At 46.9% G+C, this 16,012-nt stretch carries 19 protein-coding genes; 18 read left to right on the top strand and 1 reads right to left on the bottom strand.

Annotation, left to right across the window (positions count from 1 at the left end; all coding sequences use genetic code 11):
• Positions 1–243: 243 nt before the first annotated feature.
• The gene (locus AB4Y93_RS23450) at positions 244–900 is read right to left on the bottom strand and encodes a DNA-binding response regulator (RefSeq protein ID WP_441895582.1); all 657 of its coding nucleotides are present in this window, start codon (positions 898–900) and stop codon (positions 244–246) included.
• 208 nt (positions 901–1,108) lie between these two features.
• On the opposite strand from AB4Y93_RS23450, the gene AB4Y93_RS23445 reads away from it, so the two are divergent.
• The 18 genes from AB4Y93_RS23445 to hpf all read left to right on the top strand — a co-directional run bounded on the left by AB4Y93_RS23445 (position 1,109) and on the right by hpf (position 15,917).
• On the top strand, positions 1,109–1,561 hold the full coding sequence (locus tag AB4Y93_RS23445; RefSeq protein ID WP_441895580.1) for a hypothetical protein: 453 nt from the start codon (positions 1,109–1,111) through the stop codon (positions 1,559–1,561).
• Between the two features lie 103 nt (positions 1,562–1,664).
• Positions 1,665–3,662, top strand: a complete 1,998-nt coding sequence (locus AB4Y93_RS23440) for a DEAD/DEAH box helicase (RefSeq protein WP_441895578.1) — start codon at positions 1,665–1,667, stop codon at positions 3,660–3,662.
• Positions 3,663–3,819: 157 nt separating this feature from the next.
• Entirely contained in the window at positions 3,820–4,740 is a 921-nt protein-coding gene (locus AB4Y93_RS23435; protein WP_441895576.1) for a ComF family protein, read from the top strand.
• Positions 4,741–4,836: 96 nt separating this feature from the next.
• On the top strand, positions 4,837–5,247 hold the full coding sequence (locus tag AB4Y93_RS23430; protein ID WP_441895851.1) for a TIGR03826 family flagellar region protein: 411 nt from the start codon (positions 4,837–4,839) through the stop codon (positions 5,245–5,247).
• A gap of 113 nt (positions 5,248–5,360) precedes the next feature.
• Complete coding sequence (gene flgM / locus AB4Y93_RS23425; protein WP_167280945.1) at positions 5,361–5,627, top strand: flagellar biosynthesis anti-sigma factor FlgM; 267 nt, start codon at positions 5,361–5,363, stop codon at positions 5,625–5,627.
• Between the two features lie 7 nt (positions 5,628–5,634).
• Complete coding sequence (locus AB4Y93_RS23420; RefSeq protein WP_441895574.1) at positions 5,635–6,138, top strand: flagellar protein FlgN; 504 nt, start codon at positions 5,635–5,637, stop codon at positions 6,136–6,138.
• 21 nt (positions 6,139–6,159) lie between these two features.
• Positions 6,160–7,722, top strand: a complete 1,563-nt coding sequence (gene flgK / locus AB4Y93_RS23415) for a flagellar hook-associated protein FlgK (RefSeq protein ID WP_441895572.1) — start codon at positions 6,160–6,162, stop codon at positions 7,720–7,722.
• A 30-nt stretch (positions 7,723–7,752) separates the two neighbouring features.
• Complete coding sequence (gene flgL / locus AB4Y93_RS23410) at positions 7,753–8,712, top strand: flagellar hook-associated protein FlgL (RefSeq protein ID WP_441895571.1); 960 nt, start codon at positions 7,753–7,755, stop codon at positions 8,710–8,712.
• A 10-nt stretch (positions 8,713–8,722) separates the two neighbouring features.
• Entirely contained in the window at positions 8,723–9,292 is a 570-nt protein-coding gene (locus AB4Y93_RS23405) for a DUF6470 family protein (protein ID WP_441895569.1), read from the top strand.
• 116 nt (positions 9,293–9,408) lie between these two features.
• The gene (gene fliW, locus AB4Y93_RS23400; protein ID WP_441895567.1) at positions 9,409–9,789 is read left to right on the top strand and encodes a flagellar assembly protein FliW; all 381 of its coding nucleotides are present in this window, start codon (positions 9,409–9,411) and stop codon (positions 9,787–9,789) included.
• 11 nt (positions 9,790–9,800) lie between these two features.
• Entirely contained in the window at positions 9,801–10,040 is a 240-nt protein-coding gene (csrA, locus tag AB4Y93_RS23395; RefSeq protein WP_441895565.1) for a carbon storage regulator CsrA, read from the top strand.
• 144 nt (positions 10,041–10,184) lie between these two features.
• Positions 10,185–11,585 carry a flagellin N-terminal helical domain-containing protein gene (locus tag AB4Y93_RS23390; RefSeq protein WP_441895563.1) on the top strand — a complete coding sequence of 467 codons (1,401 nt, stop codon included), beginning with the start codon at positions 10,185–10,187 and terminating at the stop codon, positions 11,583–11,585.
• A 147-nt stretch (positions 11,586–11,732) separates the two neighbouring features.
• The gene (locus AB4Y93_RS23385) at positions 11,733–12,158 is read left to right on the top strand and encodes a flagellar protein FlaG (RefSeq protein ID WP_441895562.1); all 426 of its coding nucleotides are present in this window, start codon (positions 11,733–11,735) and stop codon (positions 12,156–12,158) included.
• A gap of 19 nt (positions 12,159–12,177) precedes the next feature.
• The gene (gene fliD / locus AB4Y93_RS23380) at positions 12,178–13,989 is read left to right on the top strand and encodes a flagellar filament capping protein FliD (protein WP_441895561.1); all 1,812 of its coding nucleotides are present in this window, start codon (positions 12,178–12,180) and stop codon (positions 13,987–13,989) included.
• A gap of 6 nt (positions 13,990–13,995) precedes the next feature.
• Complete coding sequence (fliS, locus tag AB4Y93_RS23375; protein WP_441895560.1) at positions 13,996–14,421, top strand: flagellar export chaperone FliS; 426 nt, start codon at positions 13,996–13,998, stop codon at positions 14,419–14,421.
• Positions 14,381–14,719: a hypothetical protein gene (locus AB4Y93_RS23370; RefSeq protein ID WP_441895559.1), complete on the top strand. Its 339-nt coding sequence runs from the start codon at positions 14,381–14,383 to the stop codon at positions 14,717–14,719. The genes fliS and AB4Y93_RS23370 overlap by 41 nt, the downstream gene beginning before the upstream one ends.
• A gap of 174 nt (positions 14,720–14,893) precedes the next feature.
• The gene (locus AB4Y93_RS23365) at positions 14,894–15,091 is read left to right on the top strand and encodes a cold-shock protein (protein ID WP_015847290.1); all 198 of its coding nucleotides are present in this window, start codon (positions 14,894–14,896) and stop codon (positions 15,089–15,091) included.
• Between the two features lie 274 nt (positions 15,092–15,365).
• Positions 15,366–15,917 (top strand): ribosome hibernation-promoting factor, HPF/YfiA family, encoded by a 552-nt coding sequence (hpf, locus tag AB4Y93_RS23360; protein ID WP_441895558.1) that lies wholly within the window; start codon positions 15,366–15,368, stop codon positions 15,915–15,917.
• The last annotated feature ends 95 nt before the right edge of the window (positions 15,918–16,012 follow it).

Genomic DNA, 16,012 nt, shown 5'->3' with positions numbered 1-16,012 from the left:
CTGGTAGGGTCTTATCGGCTGGAAAATGGTGGTTAGATGCGGGGGAATGGTGAGTGCGAGGTGAGATAAGACCCTGCGAGGGTCTTAAGTGGCAGTAGACTAGCTAGTTTGTGGGTGATAAGACCCTGGCAGGGTCTTATCGGTTGGAAAATGGTGGTTAGATGCGGGGGAACTGTGAGTGTGAGGTGAGATAAGACCCTGCGAGGGTCTTAAGTGGAAGTAGAGTAGCTAGTTTAAATGGGGTTAGTTCGAGATGGATGTAATGGTAGGTAGTTTATAAGCTCGGACGCGGTGATCAGTGACATTTGCAGGTTGCAGAAGACGTTGTTCTACCATTTCTATGAGAAGTTTACGGGCATACTTTGTGCTAACGTCCAACAGTAAGCTGATATCTTTAGGAGCAGCCGGCTTCCGGAGGAGGTTCATGTATCGCAGGATCTCCTTCTGTTCTAGGGTAAGGTCGGTGTCTGGCTTTAGGCTGTAGAGCTTGCCGAAGAGCTGTTGGATGAATTGTTGGCATTGGCGTGGTTTGCTTTTCACATCGTCGTAGGAGAAACGAATTACGATCCAGCCGTCCAGGATGAGATGGTTTTGCCTCATGAGGCTGTCGGCGAATTGCCTCCGGTCGGCATCGCGGCAATGAGGGCCGTAGCCGTCGATCTCGATACAGAGTTTGTAGGGCTCACGTATGTAGGCATAATCCAGAAACCGCTGCCCATCGTTGTAATCACTCGCCTCGTATTCACCGTGTAAATGCTCGAATTGTCCAACTGCCGGCCACCAAACATTTTTGAGGAATAGATCCTCGGCATGGCGTTCTTCTTCGAGCCTCCTTTTACGTTCAACACTGCTTGCTGCGACTTGAGTTAGTAACCAATTCTCGTATTGAGCTTCGAACATAGCTAATTCACTCCTTATATAGAAAATAAAAAAAGCACACGGCTCTCCCGTTAGAAATGGGATTAGAGCGGTGTGCTTCACACGCGTTTTTGTATGGTATTTATTTTACAACAGGGGGTGAAGACCTGTCGATCGCACATTTTGTCCTCCTTGTCCAAATGGCCGGAACCACTGGGCGCATAACGGCATATATTGTCACAAAGAGGAGGTGGCCGACCTGATTGCGATTTTACTTCTTGTGATTGGCTGTTATGCTTTGGCCGCCGCATCGGTGCATGTGGCTTATAGGCTTCGGCGAGGCAAGACGCGTGAAAGCAAGCATTATGTTCTTGTCGCTCATGATCAGCATATGAGGATGGAAATGTATCTTCGACAGTTTTCTTCTTATTCGCGCCGAATGGGGACGGATGTTCATTTAACCGTTGTAGATGGTCACTCTGCGGATCAAACTACACAAATCGTCGAACGGCTCAGTGAAGGCAATAAGAATATTAAGGTGTTTGCGGATGAAGGTTTAGAGAAGCGGATGCGCTCTCAATCCGAGAACCCTTCAGCAGATCTGATGTGGACGTTACGGAGCGAAGGGGTTGTAAGCAAGCCTGACCAAGCTATTCTCGTAGATTTGCAGAATCCTTCAGATTTGTCGAAAATGCCATTTTGAGCTATAATGGAAACCAATTGGAAGCACGGAGTGAAGCACACCCCGATGATGCGATAAGCGTCATTGAGGTGTGCTTTTTTGCGTGCGGGAGAGGCGGGAACCGGTGAAGGCTAATGTGTATCTCATCCATATTGCAGGGCAATGGCTAGCTCAGCTGACTATTAATCCGGAAGTTGATAGGGAGTTTTGGATGGAGGAGGGACTGGCAGAAGCGGCTTTGCGCGCTGATAGAGAGCTTGGTATAAAGAAAGATCAGAGAGAACGGAGTAAAGCGGTAGAGCTTAGATTAGGAGGGGAAAAAGCGGAGGCTGGTTTGTTATGGAATGAAGCTATACCTTTAGGGGATGCCATTCGTAGTGTGCAGCTATGGGAGGAAGCTGGAGCTGCCTGGGATGAGTCAGGCAGCATGGGGGATGGGCCGCTCGCTTTGCTTGCGGCCTGCATTGAGCAGGCGCGCCGCGAAGCGGCCGGCGCGCCACTAGGGCGCCCGGGCAAGCAGGCTGCTGGCGATGCCAGCCTGCTTGCCCGGCGCTGGGCGCGAGCCGCCGCTGACGCGGGCGGCTCTAGCCCTGGCCCCGCGCGCGCAGCTGCTCGCGCGCGGGAGGCCTTGGCGGCAGCTGCGCTGCTGGCCGCCAAGGCCTTACAGGGCCGTGCGCTGCTTCGCAGCGAAGCGCACGCCCTGCTTGATGGCGCCGCCGCTGACATCGGCGGCGCACTGCAGTTGGCGCAGCTGCTAAGCTGGCTGCGCCTCACAGGCGCCGTCGCCGCCGAGAGCGGCCGGCGGCGACGGCGCGAGTGCCGCTGCATGCGATGCGGCAGCGGCGAAGCGCACATGCACCGCACGGCTTGCGCAGCATGCGGGCGCATGTGCGCCTATTGCTCGGCATGCCTCACGATGGGGCGCAGCCGCGAATGCGAGCTGCTCGTGCTGGGCATGCCAGCCCCACAACTGCCGGCCGGCTCCACTCCGGCCGACCTATCCAAATGGCAGCTCAGCCCCGCGCAAGCGGCCGCCACTGAATCAGCGCTTCATTTCATCGAAGCGCCGCAACAGCATCAAAGGGAATTTCTCCTGTGGGCGGTCACCGGAGCAGGCAAGACCGAGATGATTTTTCCACTTGTTGAATCCGTCCTCGTACGCGGCGGCAAAGCTTTAATTGCAACTCCGCGCCGGGATGTCGTAATCGAGCTTGACCCGCGTATAAGACGAGCCTTTCCCAAGGCCAGGGTAGTCACCTTATATGGCGGCAGCGAGCAGCGCTGGGAAGCGGGAGAGATTACGCTTGCAACGACGCATCAGCTGATGCGATTCTATCAGTCTTTTGACTTGGTCATTATAGATGAACTGGATGCCTTCCCTTACCACGGTGATCCGATGCTGCATTATGCAGCTGATAAAAGCTGTGCACCTCACGGACCAAAGCTGCTGCTCTCTGCCACACCGCCAGTGGAGCTTCAACGCAGAGCGAGAAGAGGTGAACTGCCTCATGCGAGGGTTCCTGTCCGTTATCATCGCCATCCTCTGCCGGTGCCAGGACTGCTCCGGACACCATCAGTCGCCAAACTTCTGCAGGCTAAGTCTTTGCCTAGAGTACTGCTTGCAGCTCTACATCATTCTTTGGAACGTGGTGCCCAATTGTTTATTTTTGTACAGCGTATCGTACAGGTTGAACCGATGGCTAAACTGCTGCGCGCTGTATTGAAGATCACGGCGATCGAAGGAACTTCATCACAAGATCCTCATCGAGCAGATAAGGTAAGCCGGTTCCGAACAAGTGAAATCCGAATACTCGTAACAACGACCATCCTGGAACGAGGGGTAACGATACCACGCAGTGATGTATATATCCTGGATGCAGACGGTCGTTTGTTCGACGAGGCTTCCCTTGTCCAGATGGCCGGCAGAGCGGGGAGATCTGGGGATGACCCTAATGGTCATGTTTTCTTTTGCGGCAGGGAGCGTACTCGTTCCCAAATAGCAGCAGTCCGCCATATTCGTGGAATGAACCGTATCGCAGGCAAACGAGGTTATTTGATTCACACCGAGAATTCCCGATCATGGTGCTGGCGCTGGCTTAAGCAGCGAAACACTACCGTCTAAGGGTGATGTACATACCTCACATTAGCACTGTATCTCTAATTACATATCTCTCATGCCCATATCACAAGCAGTTTTCATATCACACATAGTCACTCAACGGTCTGACACTAACTCAACAGCAACGATCTAAACCATTCATAACGGAAGGAGGCATCCCATGCGACAGTTCTTTAAACATCTCTTTCAGCGCTCGTCCCAGGATCTTCATAAAACCATTCGCCTGCTCAGCAGCAGCGCCTCCTCATGCCCTTTCTGCGGGAAAGAGGCAGGGGCAGCGCCTCTTTCGATACGATCAGCGAATCATAGTCAGCTTCAAACCTATCTGTCCTATCTGCCATCCTCTTTTGCAAAATCAATCTGTTCCTCCTGTCAAGCGGCCATACCATGGCTTACTCCAATCAATTGCCGGATATGCGGCCGAGGGATTACTTGCACGGACTGTATCCGTCGTACGGATGCCCAGTTTATAGCGAATCGCAGTGCTGTGGCATACAGCAGTGAAATGCGAGAGTGGCTGGCCCAGTACAAGTACCGCGGAAATGAGAAGCTGGAGCAGCTGCTAGCCCAAATGCTGTTCCCTGCATTTGCCGCGCTGACAAAGGAAGCCCTATCGCGAAGCGGGGGCTCCCAAGCGGCCAATCAATCTTTTGGATGGGATGCTGTAACCTTTGTTCCGGTAAGTATGGAGCGGGCAGAGGAGAGGGGGTTCAATCAGGCGGAGCGGTTTGCAGCTATTTTAGCAGGTCAATATCACATTCCCCTCCACGATATGCTGATCCGAGAAAGGCATACCGAGAAGCAAAGCTTTAAAACCCGCTCAGAGCGTATGAAGGATACCCGGCACTTATTTCAGGCAAAACCCGAGGTGATCGCTGGTTTGAGCGCCGCTTCGACTGCACCCTACGAGTCTAGTACTAGTAAGCCGCATGCCCTTCCACAACCAGCACGATCCATCCGTCTTCTCCTTATCGACGACATCTACACGACGGGCAGCACCATTCAGGCTTGCGCAACAGCGCTGCATCAAAAAACACAGATTCCACTCGATATCTATGCCCTAACCTGGGCCAGATCCTAGTCCTAATCCTCTTTTACAAGATTACTAGTGAAAAAAATCCCTTAATCCGTTAGAATAACCCTATCTACTTTCAACGCTAGAATTGGGGGATCGATGATGAATCTGGATAATTGTCCTCGGTGTGGCAAGCTGTTTGCCAAAAATTTTCGTGATGTCTGTCCTGCTTGTATCCGGGATATCGATAAAGAATACGAGCTGTGCTCTACTTTTTTGCGTAAAGAAAAGGGTGCCATTATAACGGAGCTGTCCGATGCAACAGGCGTCTCAATCAAACAGATTACGAAGTTTATTAAAGAGGGCCGGATTTCGCTGTATAATGCCCCGAATCTCATGTATCCTTGCGAAGTATGTGGTACCCTGATTCGTGAGAATAATATTTGCAGCCCTTGCCGTTCCCGCCTCATCAAAGATACTCAGAAAATGAATGAGGACGAGGCTAGGGAAGCTTCCAAGAGTGCATCGGAGAAGGTCTATTATAAAGGGATTGACCAGTATAAAAACCGGTAAAATTAATCTTTTAGCCCATAAGTTGGCCTATTCATTTTCAAACTTGCTAAACCGATAATACTGTTAAAGGTTATCGGTTTTTTTCTATTGTTTAACTAAAGAGGTGATTATCCATGAAGATAAATGAGACGAATCGGATCGGCGCATATAACAACTACCAGAAGCAAATGGATCAACGGGTTGATAGCGCGAATAAGAAGAAGCAGAAGGATATAGTAGAGATCTCCGCGGAGGCGAAGGAAATGCTCTCCACCAGCCAAACGAATAGTCCTGAACGGCAAAAGCGTATCGAAGAACTTAAACAATCCGTATCTGCAGGCACATACAAGGTTGATGCCGGCAAAATCGCTGACAAGCTGCTTCCATACCTGAAGGGATGATGAGTAAATGAACGAACATGTACGGCAGATTTTGCTCACCCTGCAGGAATTGCTTAATGCCCACCAAGAGCTCATCCAGCACGCTAATGAGAAGGCACAGGCTATCCGAACAGAGAATGTAGAGATGGTATCACTCATTACGGGCCGGGAGAAAAAATGCGTGCAGCGTATTGTGGAGCTTGAACAAACGCGTCTTCTCCAGGTTGGGCGGTACACCGTGGAGCAAGGGCTGCGCAATATGCGCTCCTTGAAGATGGAGAAGCTCATCCAGATGGTTTACCATGCCGAGCAGAAGCTGGAGCTTCAGCATATGTGGCGGGAGCTGTCAGCAGCCATCAAGACGCTTCAGGATATTAACACGTTTAATCAGCAGCTCGTTCGGATGAATCTGGACTATTTGCAGTTCACACAGGACCTGCTTCTTGGTGCACCGGAGGACGAGGTTACCTATCATCGCGCCGTACAAGGAATGAATGTGCAGCGTGCTAGTCGCTACAATCTCAAGACTTAAGCAGAGAGAGGACAAGATACGATGACATCTACATTCCATGGTCTGGAGACCGCGAAGCGAAGCATATTCACGACACAGACGGCGCTGAACACAACTGGCCATAATATCTCCAATGCCAACACGGTCGGCTATTCCCGTCAACGGGTTAACTTTTCTGCAGCTCGTCCAATCGAAGCCTACGGCTATTCACATTCTACAGCGGCAGGCCAGCTTGGTACCGGCGTAGAAGCAACATCAATCACACGGGTAAGAGATAAGTTCTTGGACAGCCAGTACTACAGTGAGTACAAATGGCTGGGTAATTACACGGTTCAGACGGACACGCTGGAGAAGCTGGAGACGATCGTGAACGAGCCAAGTGACACCGGCTTGCAGACCGTTATCTCGAACTTCTGGAACAGCTGGTCGGACTTAAGTAAAACGCCGGAAAGCTCAGATGGCCGTGCCGTATTGGTTGAACAGACGAAAGCCATGATGGATGCCTTTAACTATACATCCAAGCAGCTTAATGATTTGAAGTCTGATTTGACGGAAAATGCGCAAATCAACCTGGATAACCTCAAGTCGATCTCCAGCACAATTGCTAACTTGAACGGGCAGATCCAGCGAATTGAAGGTATTGGCGATGATGCAAATGACCTGCGGGACCAACGTGATGCGCTGGTTGACGAATTATCCGGTCTTGCGAATATCAAGGTGTCGGACTTATCTGACGGCTATACAATCACGATGGGCAGTATGACTCTGGTTGCAGGCAAATCCGCCGAGGCGTCACAAGGATTGACCTTGGATGACATGACCGCTGCAATTACCAGTGGTGACTTGGATAACGGTGCCATCTACGGAACCGTTCAATCCCGTGATAAATATGTCCAAGGCTATGTGGATCAATTGAACCAAATGGCGAATACCATTGCTAACGGAGATATTGAAGTTACAATTCCTAAAGGCTCTGTACTGCCAGAAGGAACGGTACTGAATGGCGTTACATACAGCACCGCCAATGGCAACCGTGAGATAACGGAAGCTTTGAAAGTAACCGTACAAGGACTCAACGGCCTGCATCAGCTTGGTTATACGATGAATGGTGAGCAAGGTGAGCCTCTGTTCACAGATGCTGATGGCAATACAGATAATTTGACAGCGGCTAATATTCAGCTCAATCCGAAGATTGTGGCAGACCCTACTCTGCTAGCAACTTCCATGAAAGTGACTTTTAACTCTGATGGTACCGAGTCAGTTGTAGCGGGCAATAACTCGATGGCTGTCCTTATGTCGCAAGCACGCGATACGAAATTTGCTTTTGATGGGACGAATAGCAACTCGATCAGCGGTTTCTTCCGCTCGATTGTTGGTCAACTTGGTGTCCAATCTCAGGAAATGCAACGTCTACAGTCGAATCAGAAAACCATCGTTGAACAGGTGGATTCTCGCCGGATGTCCGTCAGCGGGGTATCGCTGGACGAAGAGATGTCCGATCTCGTGAAGTTCCAGCATGCCTATAACGCATCGGCACGTGTGATGACCGTTATCGACGAGACGCTTGATCGCATTATTAACAGCATGGGCCGCGTCGGCCTATAATCTACTAGATAAAGCCGGAGGTGCAGCCACATGGCATTGCGCGTAACGCAAACAATGATGTCTTCCCAGATGCTTAGTAATATCAATTACAACATGAATAATATGAGCAAACTGCAAGACCAGATCTCGACAGGTAAAGTAATTAATAAACCTTCCGACGATCCAGTAGGTATAACTTTTGCCCTGCGCTATCGGGGTGAGATTTCATCTAATGATCAATATACGGACAATGCGGATGCAGCATTGTCTTCCCTAGACTATATGGATACTACAATTGGACAAGCAACTGACATCGTCCAACGTTTCAGAGAATTAATTATTAAAGGCGCGAATGGCACACTTGAAGAGACAAGCCGGACCGCTATTCAGACTGAGGTCTCTCAGTTATACAATCAAATGGTAGAGATCGGGAATAGTCAATTTAATGGCAAACAAATGTTTAATGGTGAGCAGACAGGTGCTAAGCCCTACTCGACAATTGGTTTAGATCAAGCGGTTGATCCTACGGCTATTCCGCCCCAAACAAAAGCATTTAACAACCAGACTGATACCGGAAATATAAAATACGAACTGTCGCCAGGTATGACGATGGAGGTTAATATTACTGGTAATGAAGTGTTTGGTGAACCTGTTACAGATGCAGCAGATGAGACTAGTGATAACCTATTCCAACTTATGCATCGCGCTTATGATATGCTAGGCAGCGGGGACCAAGCAGGGCTTAGTAATTTGCTAGGCCAAATTGATACCCGAATGAACACGATGCTTACGGCAAGAGCTCAAATTGGAGCGCGAGTTAATCGTGTAGAGATTGTACAAAGTCGTTTATCTGATGTAGATACGAACCTTCAGAAGATGCAGAGAAACGTTGAAGACGTTGATATGGCTGAGGCCATCACGAATATGACAACACTGGAAAATGTCTATCAAGCTTCTTTGTCTGCAGGGGCAAAAATTATCCAACCAAGTCTTGTTGATTTCCTAAGATAGGACTGATTCAATGTCTATAGGACAAATTCAAATTCAACAGCAGCCGGCTCTTATTGGTATTCAAATAAGGCCGGCGGAGCAGCATATTGAGCAGCCACAGGCTACAATGGATATGCGTCAAATTCCATCGAAGCTATCTATTGAGCAACCTATGGGTGTTCTTGAAATTAATCAAGACAGAGCTTGGGATGGGCTGGGTTTAGCAAACAATTTGGAAGTGTCGAGCAGAATCTACTCCCAGGCTAAAGAAATCGCCTTGCAAGGTATTGCAAGGCGTATGGAGGAAGGACGGCAACTTGCTGATCTTGCACATGTGAAAAGCAATCCGATACCGGATATAGCGAAAGACTGGCGGAAAGAAGGTCTGGTTCTTCCTGTTGCAGGACCGGCTTCCATAGATAACGTGGATCTAAGTTATACGCCGGGCAAGGTGCAGATCTCTGTGGAAGAAGGCGGCGTTGATTTGCAGGTTACACCTAACCGTGCGATTCATGAATACACACCTGGCAAAGCTGAGATCTATATGCGGCAATATGCATCCGTACAGATTACACCACCTAGTATTGATACCGTTTTATAGCAGACGTTTTACAAGTTTCATAGAATTAGGTTTAATAACTATAGGCCGTATACGTATAAGTCGTACGTGGCCTGTAGTTTTCTTTTTTTTATTTTCGAGCAGAAGAGGGGATTAGATTGATTACATATCAATTCGATAATGGGATACCAGGCTTTGAGCACTTGCGTCAATTTGTGTTGTCTGAAATAGAAGGTGAATTGCCGATTAGGCTGATGCAATCTGCAGAAGATGAGAATATTACATTTGTTATCGCGAGCCCCTTTTTCTTTTATACGGATTATGAATGGGATTTGCCAGAATCGGTCATGCAAGAATTGGAGCTTACCGAGGAGAAAGATATAGAGATATGGTCGGTTATTACCTTAAAAACAGATCCTGCGAAATCAACCATTAATCTGCTGGCACCGATCGTCCTGAATACGGCTACGAATCGTGGCAAGCAGTATATCATACATGACCATGCCTTTAGTTCAAGAACACCTTTATATCAACCCTAAGGAGGAGCGACATGCTCGTATTATCTCGAAAGACAGATGAATCGATTATGATCGGCGGCAATATTGAAGTCGTTGTGCTTGGTGTTGAGGGTGACCATGTGAAGCTGGGTATTCGTGCTCCTAAGGAAATTGAGATTTTCCGTAAAGAACTGTATGTCAGCATTCAGGCATCCAATCGGGAAGCGGTAAGCAGCCTGCAATCATTAAATGAGGTTATACAATTGTTCAAACAAAATCAAATTGATAAATAAAAATAGAAATTTTTGTTTTTCCTCTATAAAATCTCTCGAATGCTGTCGATATATATAATAAGCGCGGGGGAGGGGCGGCCGACCCTTTCACCGTAAGCTTCCGCAAGGATGCGGAACTAACAGACATTCAGGGAGGAAATAACAATGCGTATTAATCACAACATTGCAGCACTTAACACTCTGAGCTCGCTGAACAACGCTTCCAGCGCTCAAAGCAAGTCCATGGAGAAACTGTCTTCCGGTCTTCGTATCAACCGTGCAGGTGACGATGCAGCTGGTCTGGCAATTTCCGAAAAAATGCGTGGCCAAATCCGTGGTTTGGACATGGCTTCAAAAAACGGTCAAGATGGTATTTCGATGATTCAAACAGCTGAGGGTGCAATGAACGAAACTCACAGCATTCTGCAACGTATGCGTGAGCTGGCGGTTCAATCCTCCAATGATACAAACACAGATACTGACCGTAAAGAGCTTCAAAAAGAAGTTTCGCAGCTGAAAGACGAAATCAACCGTATCTCCAACACAACTGAGTTCAATACGAAGAAATTGTTGGATGGTAGCGTAGGTAACACTGCGAATATCAAAACAAACGGTCATGTTCTTCAACCAGTACAAGTAGTTGATTCCAATCTGGCATCTGATACTTACACAGTGACAACAGCTGCTGCTGCTACTGTAGGGGCTGACGTTAAAACAAATACAACAGGTATCGACGCTGCGACTGATTTTGATTTAACTTCCGGTAACGTAGCAGGGCTTGAACTCGGTGATTATAAGCTGACTACTAAAGACGTTGGCGGTGGTAAGTTTGACTTCTCACTCCAAGACAAAAATGGTGTTGAAGTAGCTACCGTTGCTGGTGTTGACATTACTGCAGGAGATGCAGTTCTGACAAACAATGCTGGTACGGTCAAGTTTACTGTTTCGTCGAATACTAATACTCAAGCTGGCGAAATGTCCTTCAACTTGAATGCTACTTATGGAACAGCTGATGACTTTGCAATCACTAACTCCGCTGGCACTACTACTTACACAAGCGCAGCTGCCTTGAAAATCACTGACAGCGACTTCCAGGCTGGCGGCCTGGGCTTCAAGATGACTGTTGACACTGCACTTGCAGGAGCAGGCACTTCCGACATCGTAACTAACAACAGCGCTCTGACTATGCATATTGGTGCTAACCAAAACCAAACAATGAAAGTTGACATTAACAAAATCGATTCCAGCAGCCTAGGTATCGCTAGTGTTGATATCACAACTCAAGCTGGTGCTGAGACTGCAATCACTTCGATCAACGATGCTCTTTCCAAAGTTTCTTCCGAGCGTTCGAAATTGGGTGCATTCCAAAACCGTCTTGAACACACAATCAACAACCTGAACACTTCTTCCGAGAACCTGACAGCTGCTGAATCCCGTATCCGTGACGTTGATATGGCGAAAGAAATGATGGAGCAAACGAAGAACTCGATTCTTGCACAAGCTGCACAAGCTATGCTTGCACAAGCTAACCAACAGCCGCAAGGCGTGCTTCAACTTCTCCGTTAATTTTCAAGCTGCTTAGCGGACATAAGAGAGACCTTAGGCCATCTAAGGTCTCTTTTTTTATACGGTTTACCGGATCATATCTATAATAATTGCAAATTATTATTCCGATATAGTAGGTAACATCACACTGCCAGGAGGGGAATTCGGATGAGCTCTAATATGTCTATCTCAGGATCGAATTTTCCATCAGAACGAATTTCCGCATCGGACACCGTGAAAACAACACCAAGCAAAGAAGCATATGCAGAAACTTCGTTGCAGATGGATACAAATGTACAAGGAACACGTACTTATACCTCCTTTGAGGAAATGAAGACAGCAGAAGTGCATGGCGAGAAGGTTAGCATTGGAGAACAACAATTATTTAAGAACATTGAACAGGCAGTGAAAGCTATGCGCGGAAGACCAACTGAACTTCAATTTGATGTGCACAAGCAGACTCATCTGGTAGCAGTGAAGGTCAAGGATAAAGAAACAGGTGAAGTATTGCGGGAAATCCCACCTGAGAAATCCTTGGACTTTATCGCGAAACTTTGGGAGATGGCAGGTCTGATAGTTGACGAAAAACGGTAACTAATAGGAGGGACAACCATTGAGTACTTTACGAGTAACCGGATTGGCATCGGGTATCGACTACGAGAGCATGATTACAAAACTGATGGATGCCCAGCGCGTGCCGCTGGATAAACTCAACCAGAAGAAACAGATAAACCAGTGGGTGCAGGATGATTATCGGACGCTAAACAACAAGATTCTAGATTTTAAGAACGCAGCATTCGATATGAAACTGCAGTCCGGTTATCTGGCAAAGTCGGCTACGTCCTCAAATGATAGTATTGCAACGGTTAGTGGTACAGCTAATGCAATTGAAGGGCAGTATACTCTAAAAGTTCAACAGTTGGCAGGGGCTGCGTCCCTTACTAGCGGCAAATTAACAGGAACAAAATTATCGGATATGGGAATTGCGACGGCTTCCAAGATTACCATAAAGGGAGCGAAAGGCTCTGTAGACCTTGATATTAATCCTAACGATTCTTTTGAGCAATTTGCTGCTAATTTTAACAGTCAGTCGGCAGCTACGGGGGTTAAGGTCTCTTATGATTCAACACTGAAGACGATGTTCTTCTCCTCTACAAAAACTGGTGCAGATGCGAACATTGACTTGAAAGGCGCGAATCTTAACCAGCTCTTTAATCTGACGGGCGTATCGGCACAGACCATCACAGGATCAGTAGATTCTCTAACAGCTGGAACTCAATTGAGTGGAGTGACGGGTACTCAGACACTTACGGTTAATGTTGGTGGTGTAGTTCATACTTTTGATGTTACATCTGCAACTAAGGTTGGTGATTTAATTGATAGTATGAATAGCGACCTTCAAAGCTCAGAAATTAAAGTATCTCTAGATAAAGACGGCAAGCTAAGCTTCGCTAATGCTGACAGCAGTAAAGCGATTACGTTTGCAGAATCAGATAGCGGGCTGCTTGATTCCTTAGGTCTCGATTCTCCAATGGTTGTAACTGGAAACCCTGCCATCCATGCAGATGGAAAAAATGCTATAATATCATTTAACGGTGTACAGGGTGAATATGATTCTAATACGTTTACGGTAGCGGGATTAAGTGTTACGGCAAAGCAAGAAAGCAGCACTGCAACAACAATTGGAGTTACCCAGGACGTTGACAGTGTATACAATAAGATTAAGACGTTCGTCGATAAGTATAATGATCTAATCAGCACTATTAATTCTGAGTTATCCGAAGATCGGTACCGTGACTACACTCCGCTTACGGATGCTCAGCGCAAAGAAATGAGCGATACTCAGATCGAGCAGTGGGAATCAAAGGCTAAGAGCGGGCTGCTAGCGAGTGATTCTTTGCTTACTAACAGCTTATATACAATGAGACAATCGTTATCTTCATCTGTTAGTGGATTAGCTTCTGGTCAAATGAAATACTTATCTGATATTGGCATTTCCAGCTCATTAATTAGCGGCTCTTCGGTTAGCGGAAACTATCAGGATAACGGAAAGCTGTATATTGATGAAACGAAACTCAAGCAGATGATTGCGGATAATCCAGATGAAGTGACGGCTTTATTTACATCCGATGATGGCAATAGCAAATCTTCATCTGGCGATGGTATTGCTACACGCTTATACAATCAAGCTAGTTCGGTTTTTAGTCAAATTGTTGACAAAGCAGGTGCAAGTACTTCTGTTAGAAGTACATATGTACTTGGTAAAGAATCATTAGAACTAGATGATCAAATCTCCAGACTTCAGACTCGTCTTGATGACATGGAAACCAGATATTACAATCAATTCACCGCAATGGAAACCTACATCAGTCAGATGAACTCACGGAGCTCGAGCCTGGCATCTTTGCTCAATTCAGGAGGTTAACCTATTATGCAATACCAACCGCGCAACCCATACATGCAGACTTCGATCCAAACCGCTAACCCTGCTACTTTGCTCATCATGCTCTATGACGGCGCGATTCGCTTCTGCCGTCAAGGCATTGAGGCGATTAGAGAGCAGCGGAATGCGGATGCCCATACGAGTCTCATGAAGACACAGGATATTATTAGTGAGTTCATTATTACGCTGGATCGCTCGAACCCGGTATCGGAAAGCCTGCTGCTGCTTTACGATTACTTCAAAGAACGGCTTATCGAAGCGAATACTAAGAAGTCTGCCGAACCAGCCGAAGAGGTGCTTGGCCACCTGCTTGATCTAAAGGCAACATGGGTGGAAGCGGCCAAACAAGTCAATCAGATGGCGGGACATGCTAATGGAAGCTCTTTTACAGCGACTCATTCAACTGTCGTCTAATTTGGTTGAGCGGTTGGACAATGCCGATCTGGAACAGTTCGACGAATATATGCGGCAGCGAGAAGAACTGTTCAAGGAACTGGAACATATGGAAGCCCCTGTGGAGCAATTGGCCGTTCTCCGTCTGGAAGCAGACAAGATTATTTCCAGTGAGTCCGTCATCATTGCTAGAATGATTTCACTCCGCGATGAAGCGAAGCAACAGTGGGAAAAAATCCAGCAAGGACGCCGTTCTCAGGCGAAATATGACTCAGCATACGGCGGCGGAGACAGTCTATTTTTTGATGCAAAAAGGTAGTTTATATAAGATAGTATAGGAGAAATAAACTATACTTTCTTGTATTTTAAAAATTATGAATTCGCTTACATGGAAATATTGACAATAGTGTGTCAATGATGGTATATTCGATTTGTGGGCCATAACATATCTTAGACGCCTCACAGCATTTGAAGATGAAGGGACTGTTTATGTATGCAAGGTAAAGTTAAATGGTTTAACGCAGAGAAGGGTTATGGATTTATCGAGACTGAACAAGGCGGCGACGTATTCGTTCATTTCTCCGCAATCCAAGCTGAAGGCTTCAAAACGCTCGAAGAAGGCCAAGCGGTCGAATTCGACATCGTAGAAGGCGCTCGCGGTCCACAAGCTGCAAACGTAGTCAAACTGTAATCATTCAGGCTGGTTCATCAGCCACATTATATGGTTCGATTGACAAGTGCCTATTTTAAGCTCCGGGAAACCGGGGCTTTTCATTTTTTTATACGGTCATTTGTTTTGCGTTATCTTTGAGTCATGTTATACAGCTTATTCACATATTAATGAAGTAACTTGTTAATGGCCTTCCTTCGAAAATATTATCTGAAAATTCACAATAAACTAAAAACTATTTTGAAATAGGCGATTGCATATGTTATAATAAGAATACGTAAAGGAGGAATGCCCCATGAAATACATCATTCGAGGTCATCGTTTTCAAGTGACGGAAGCTTTACGAGAGTATGCTGAGAAGAAGATCAGTCGATTGGAAAGGTATTTTGAAGAAGCACCTGCCTCCGAAACAACAGTTACCCTTTCCGTAACCAAAGGAAAACATGCAGTTGAAGTGACCATCCCGCTGGTTGGCGTTATGCTGAGGGCGGAAGATAAGAGTGAGGATATGTATTCCTCCATTGATGTCGTGGTGGACAAACTCGAACGTCAAATTCGCAAACATAAGACGAAGATCAATCGCAAGTTCCGATATGAGGGCGGCGTTAAGTCGCTGTTCAAGGAAGGTGCAGGCGGAACGGCCCTATCCGTATTGGATGAGGAAGATGAACTCGAGCTCGTTAGGACGAAGCGATTTATGCTGAAGCCGATGGACGTAGAGGAAGCGATCTTGCAAATGAACATGGTTGGACATAACTTCTTCGTATTTTCCAATATTGATAACAAGGAAGTGAACGTTGTTTATAAACGCAGCGACGGGAAGTATGGCCTAATCGAGCAAGAATAATCTGAAGCCAGCAATTATTCCTTCATTAATACTTACAATAATGCCAATCACGGCCTTTTCTCCGAATGGGGGAAGAGGCCTTTTATATGAGTGTA

Source organism: Paenibacillus sp. YAF4_2 (assembly GCF_052113225.1).
In the GTDB taxonomy this organism is placed as follows: domain Bacteria; phylum Bacillota; class Bacilli; order Paenibacillales; family Paenibacillaceae; genus Pristimantibacillus.
Note: the sequence above shows the minus strand (reverse complement) of the source record. Positions and strands in the feature narration are given on the sequence as shown.

Excerpts from the sequence above, each read along its gene's own strand:
- AB4Y93_RS23390 (WP_441895563.1), top strand. The coding sequence starts at position 10,185 with ATGCGTATTAATCACAACATTGCAGCACTTAACACTCTGAGCTCGCTG.
- flgK (WP_441895572.1), top strand. The coding sequence starts at position 6,160 with ATGACATCTACATTCCATGGTCTGGAGACCGCGAAGCGAAGCATATTC.
- AB4Y93_RS23430 (WP_441895851.1), top strand. The coding sequence starts at position 4,837 with ATGAATCTGGATAATTGTCCTCGGTGTGGCAAGCTGTTTGCCAAAAAT.
- AB4Y93_RS23365 (WP_015847290.1), top strand. The coding sequence starts at position 14,894 with ATGCAAGGTAAAGTTAAATGGTTTAACGCAGAGAAGGGTTATGGATTT.
- AB4Y93_RS23370 (WP_441895559.1), top strand. The coding sequence starts at position 14,381 with ATGGAAGCTCTTTTACAGCGACTCATTCAACTGTCGTCTAATTTGGTT.
- AB4Y93_RS23435 (WP_441895576.1), top strand. The coding sequence starts at position 3,820 with ATGCGACAGTTCTTTAAACATCTCTTTCAGCGCTCGTCCCAGGATCTT.
- csrA (WP_441895565.1), top strand. The coding sequence starts at position 9,801 with ATGCTCGTATTATCTCGAAAGACAGATGAATCGATTATGATCGGCGGC.
- AB4Y93_RS23420 (WP_441895574.1), top strand. The coding sequence starts at position 5,635 with ATGAACGAACATGTACGGCAGATTTTGCTCACCCTGCAGGAATTGCTT.
- AB4Y93_RS23405 (WP_441895569.1), top strand. The coding sequence starts at position 8,723 with ATGTCTATAGGACAAATTCAAATTCAACAGCAGCCGGCTCTTATTGGT.
- AB4Y93_RS23450 (WP_441895582.1), bottom strand. The coding sequence starts at position 900 with ATGTTCGAAGCTCAATACGAGAATTGGTTACTAACTCAAGTCGCAGCA.
- AB4Y93_RS23385 (WP_441895562.1), top strand. The coding sequence starts at position 11,733 with ATGAGCTCTAATATGTCTATCTCAGGATCGAATTTTCCATCAGAACGA.
- fliS (WP_441895560.1), top strand. The coding sequence starts at position 13,996 with ATGCAATACCAACCGCGCAACCCATACATGCAGACTTCGATCCAAACC.
- flgM (WP_167280945.1), top strand. The coding sequence starts at position 5,361 with ATGAAGATAAATGAGACGAATCGGATCGGCGCATATAACAACTACCAG.
- hpf (WP_441895558.1), top strand. The coding sequence starts at position 15,366 with ATGAAATACATCATTCGAGGTCATCGTTTTCAAGTGACGGAAGCTTTA.
- flgL (WP_441895571.1), top strand. The coding sequence starts at position 7,753 with ATGGCATTGCGCGTAACGCAAACAATGATGTCTTCCCAGATGCTTAGT.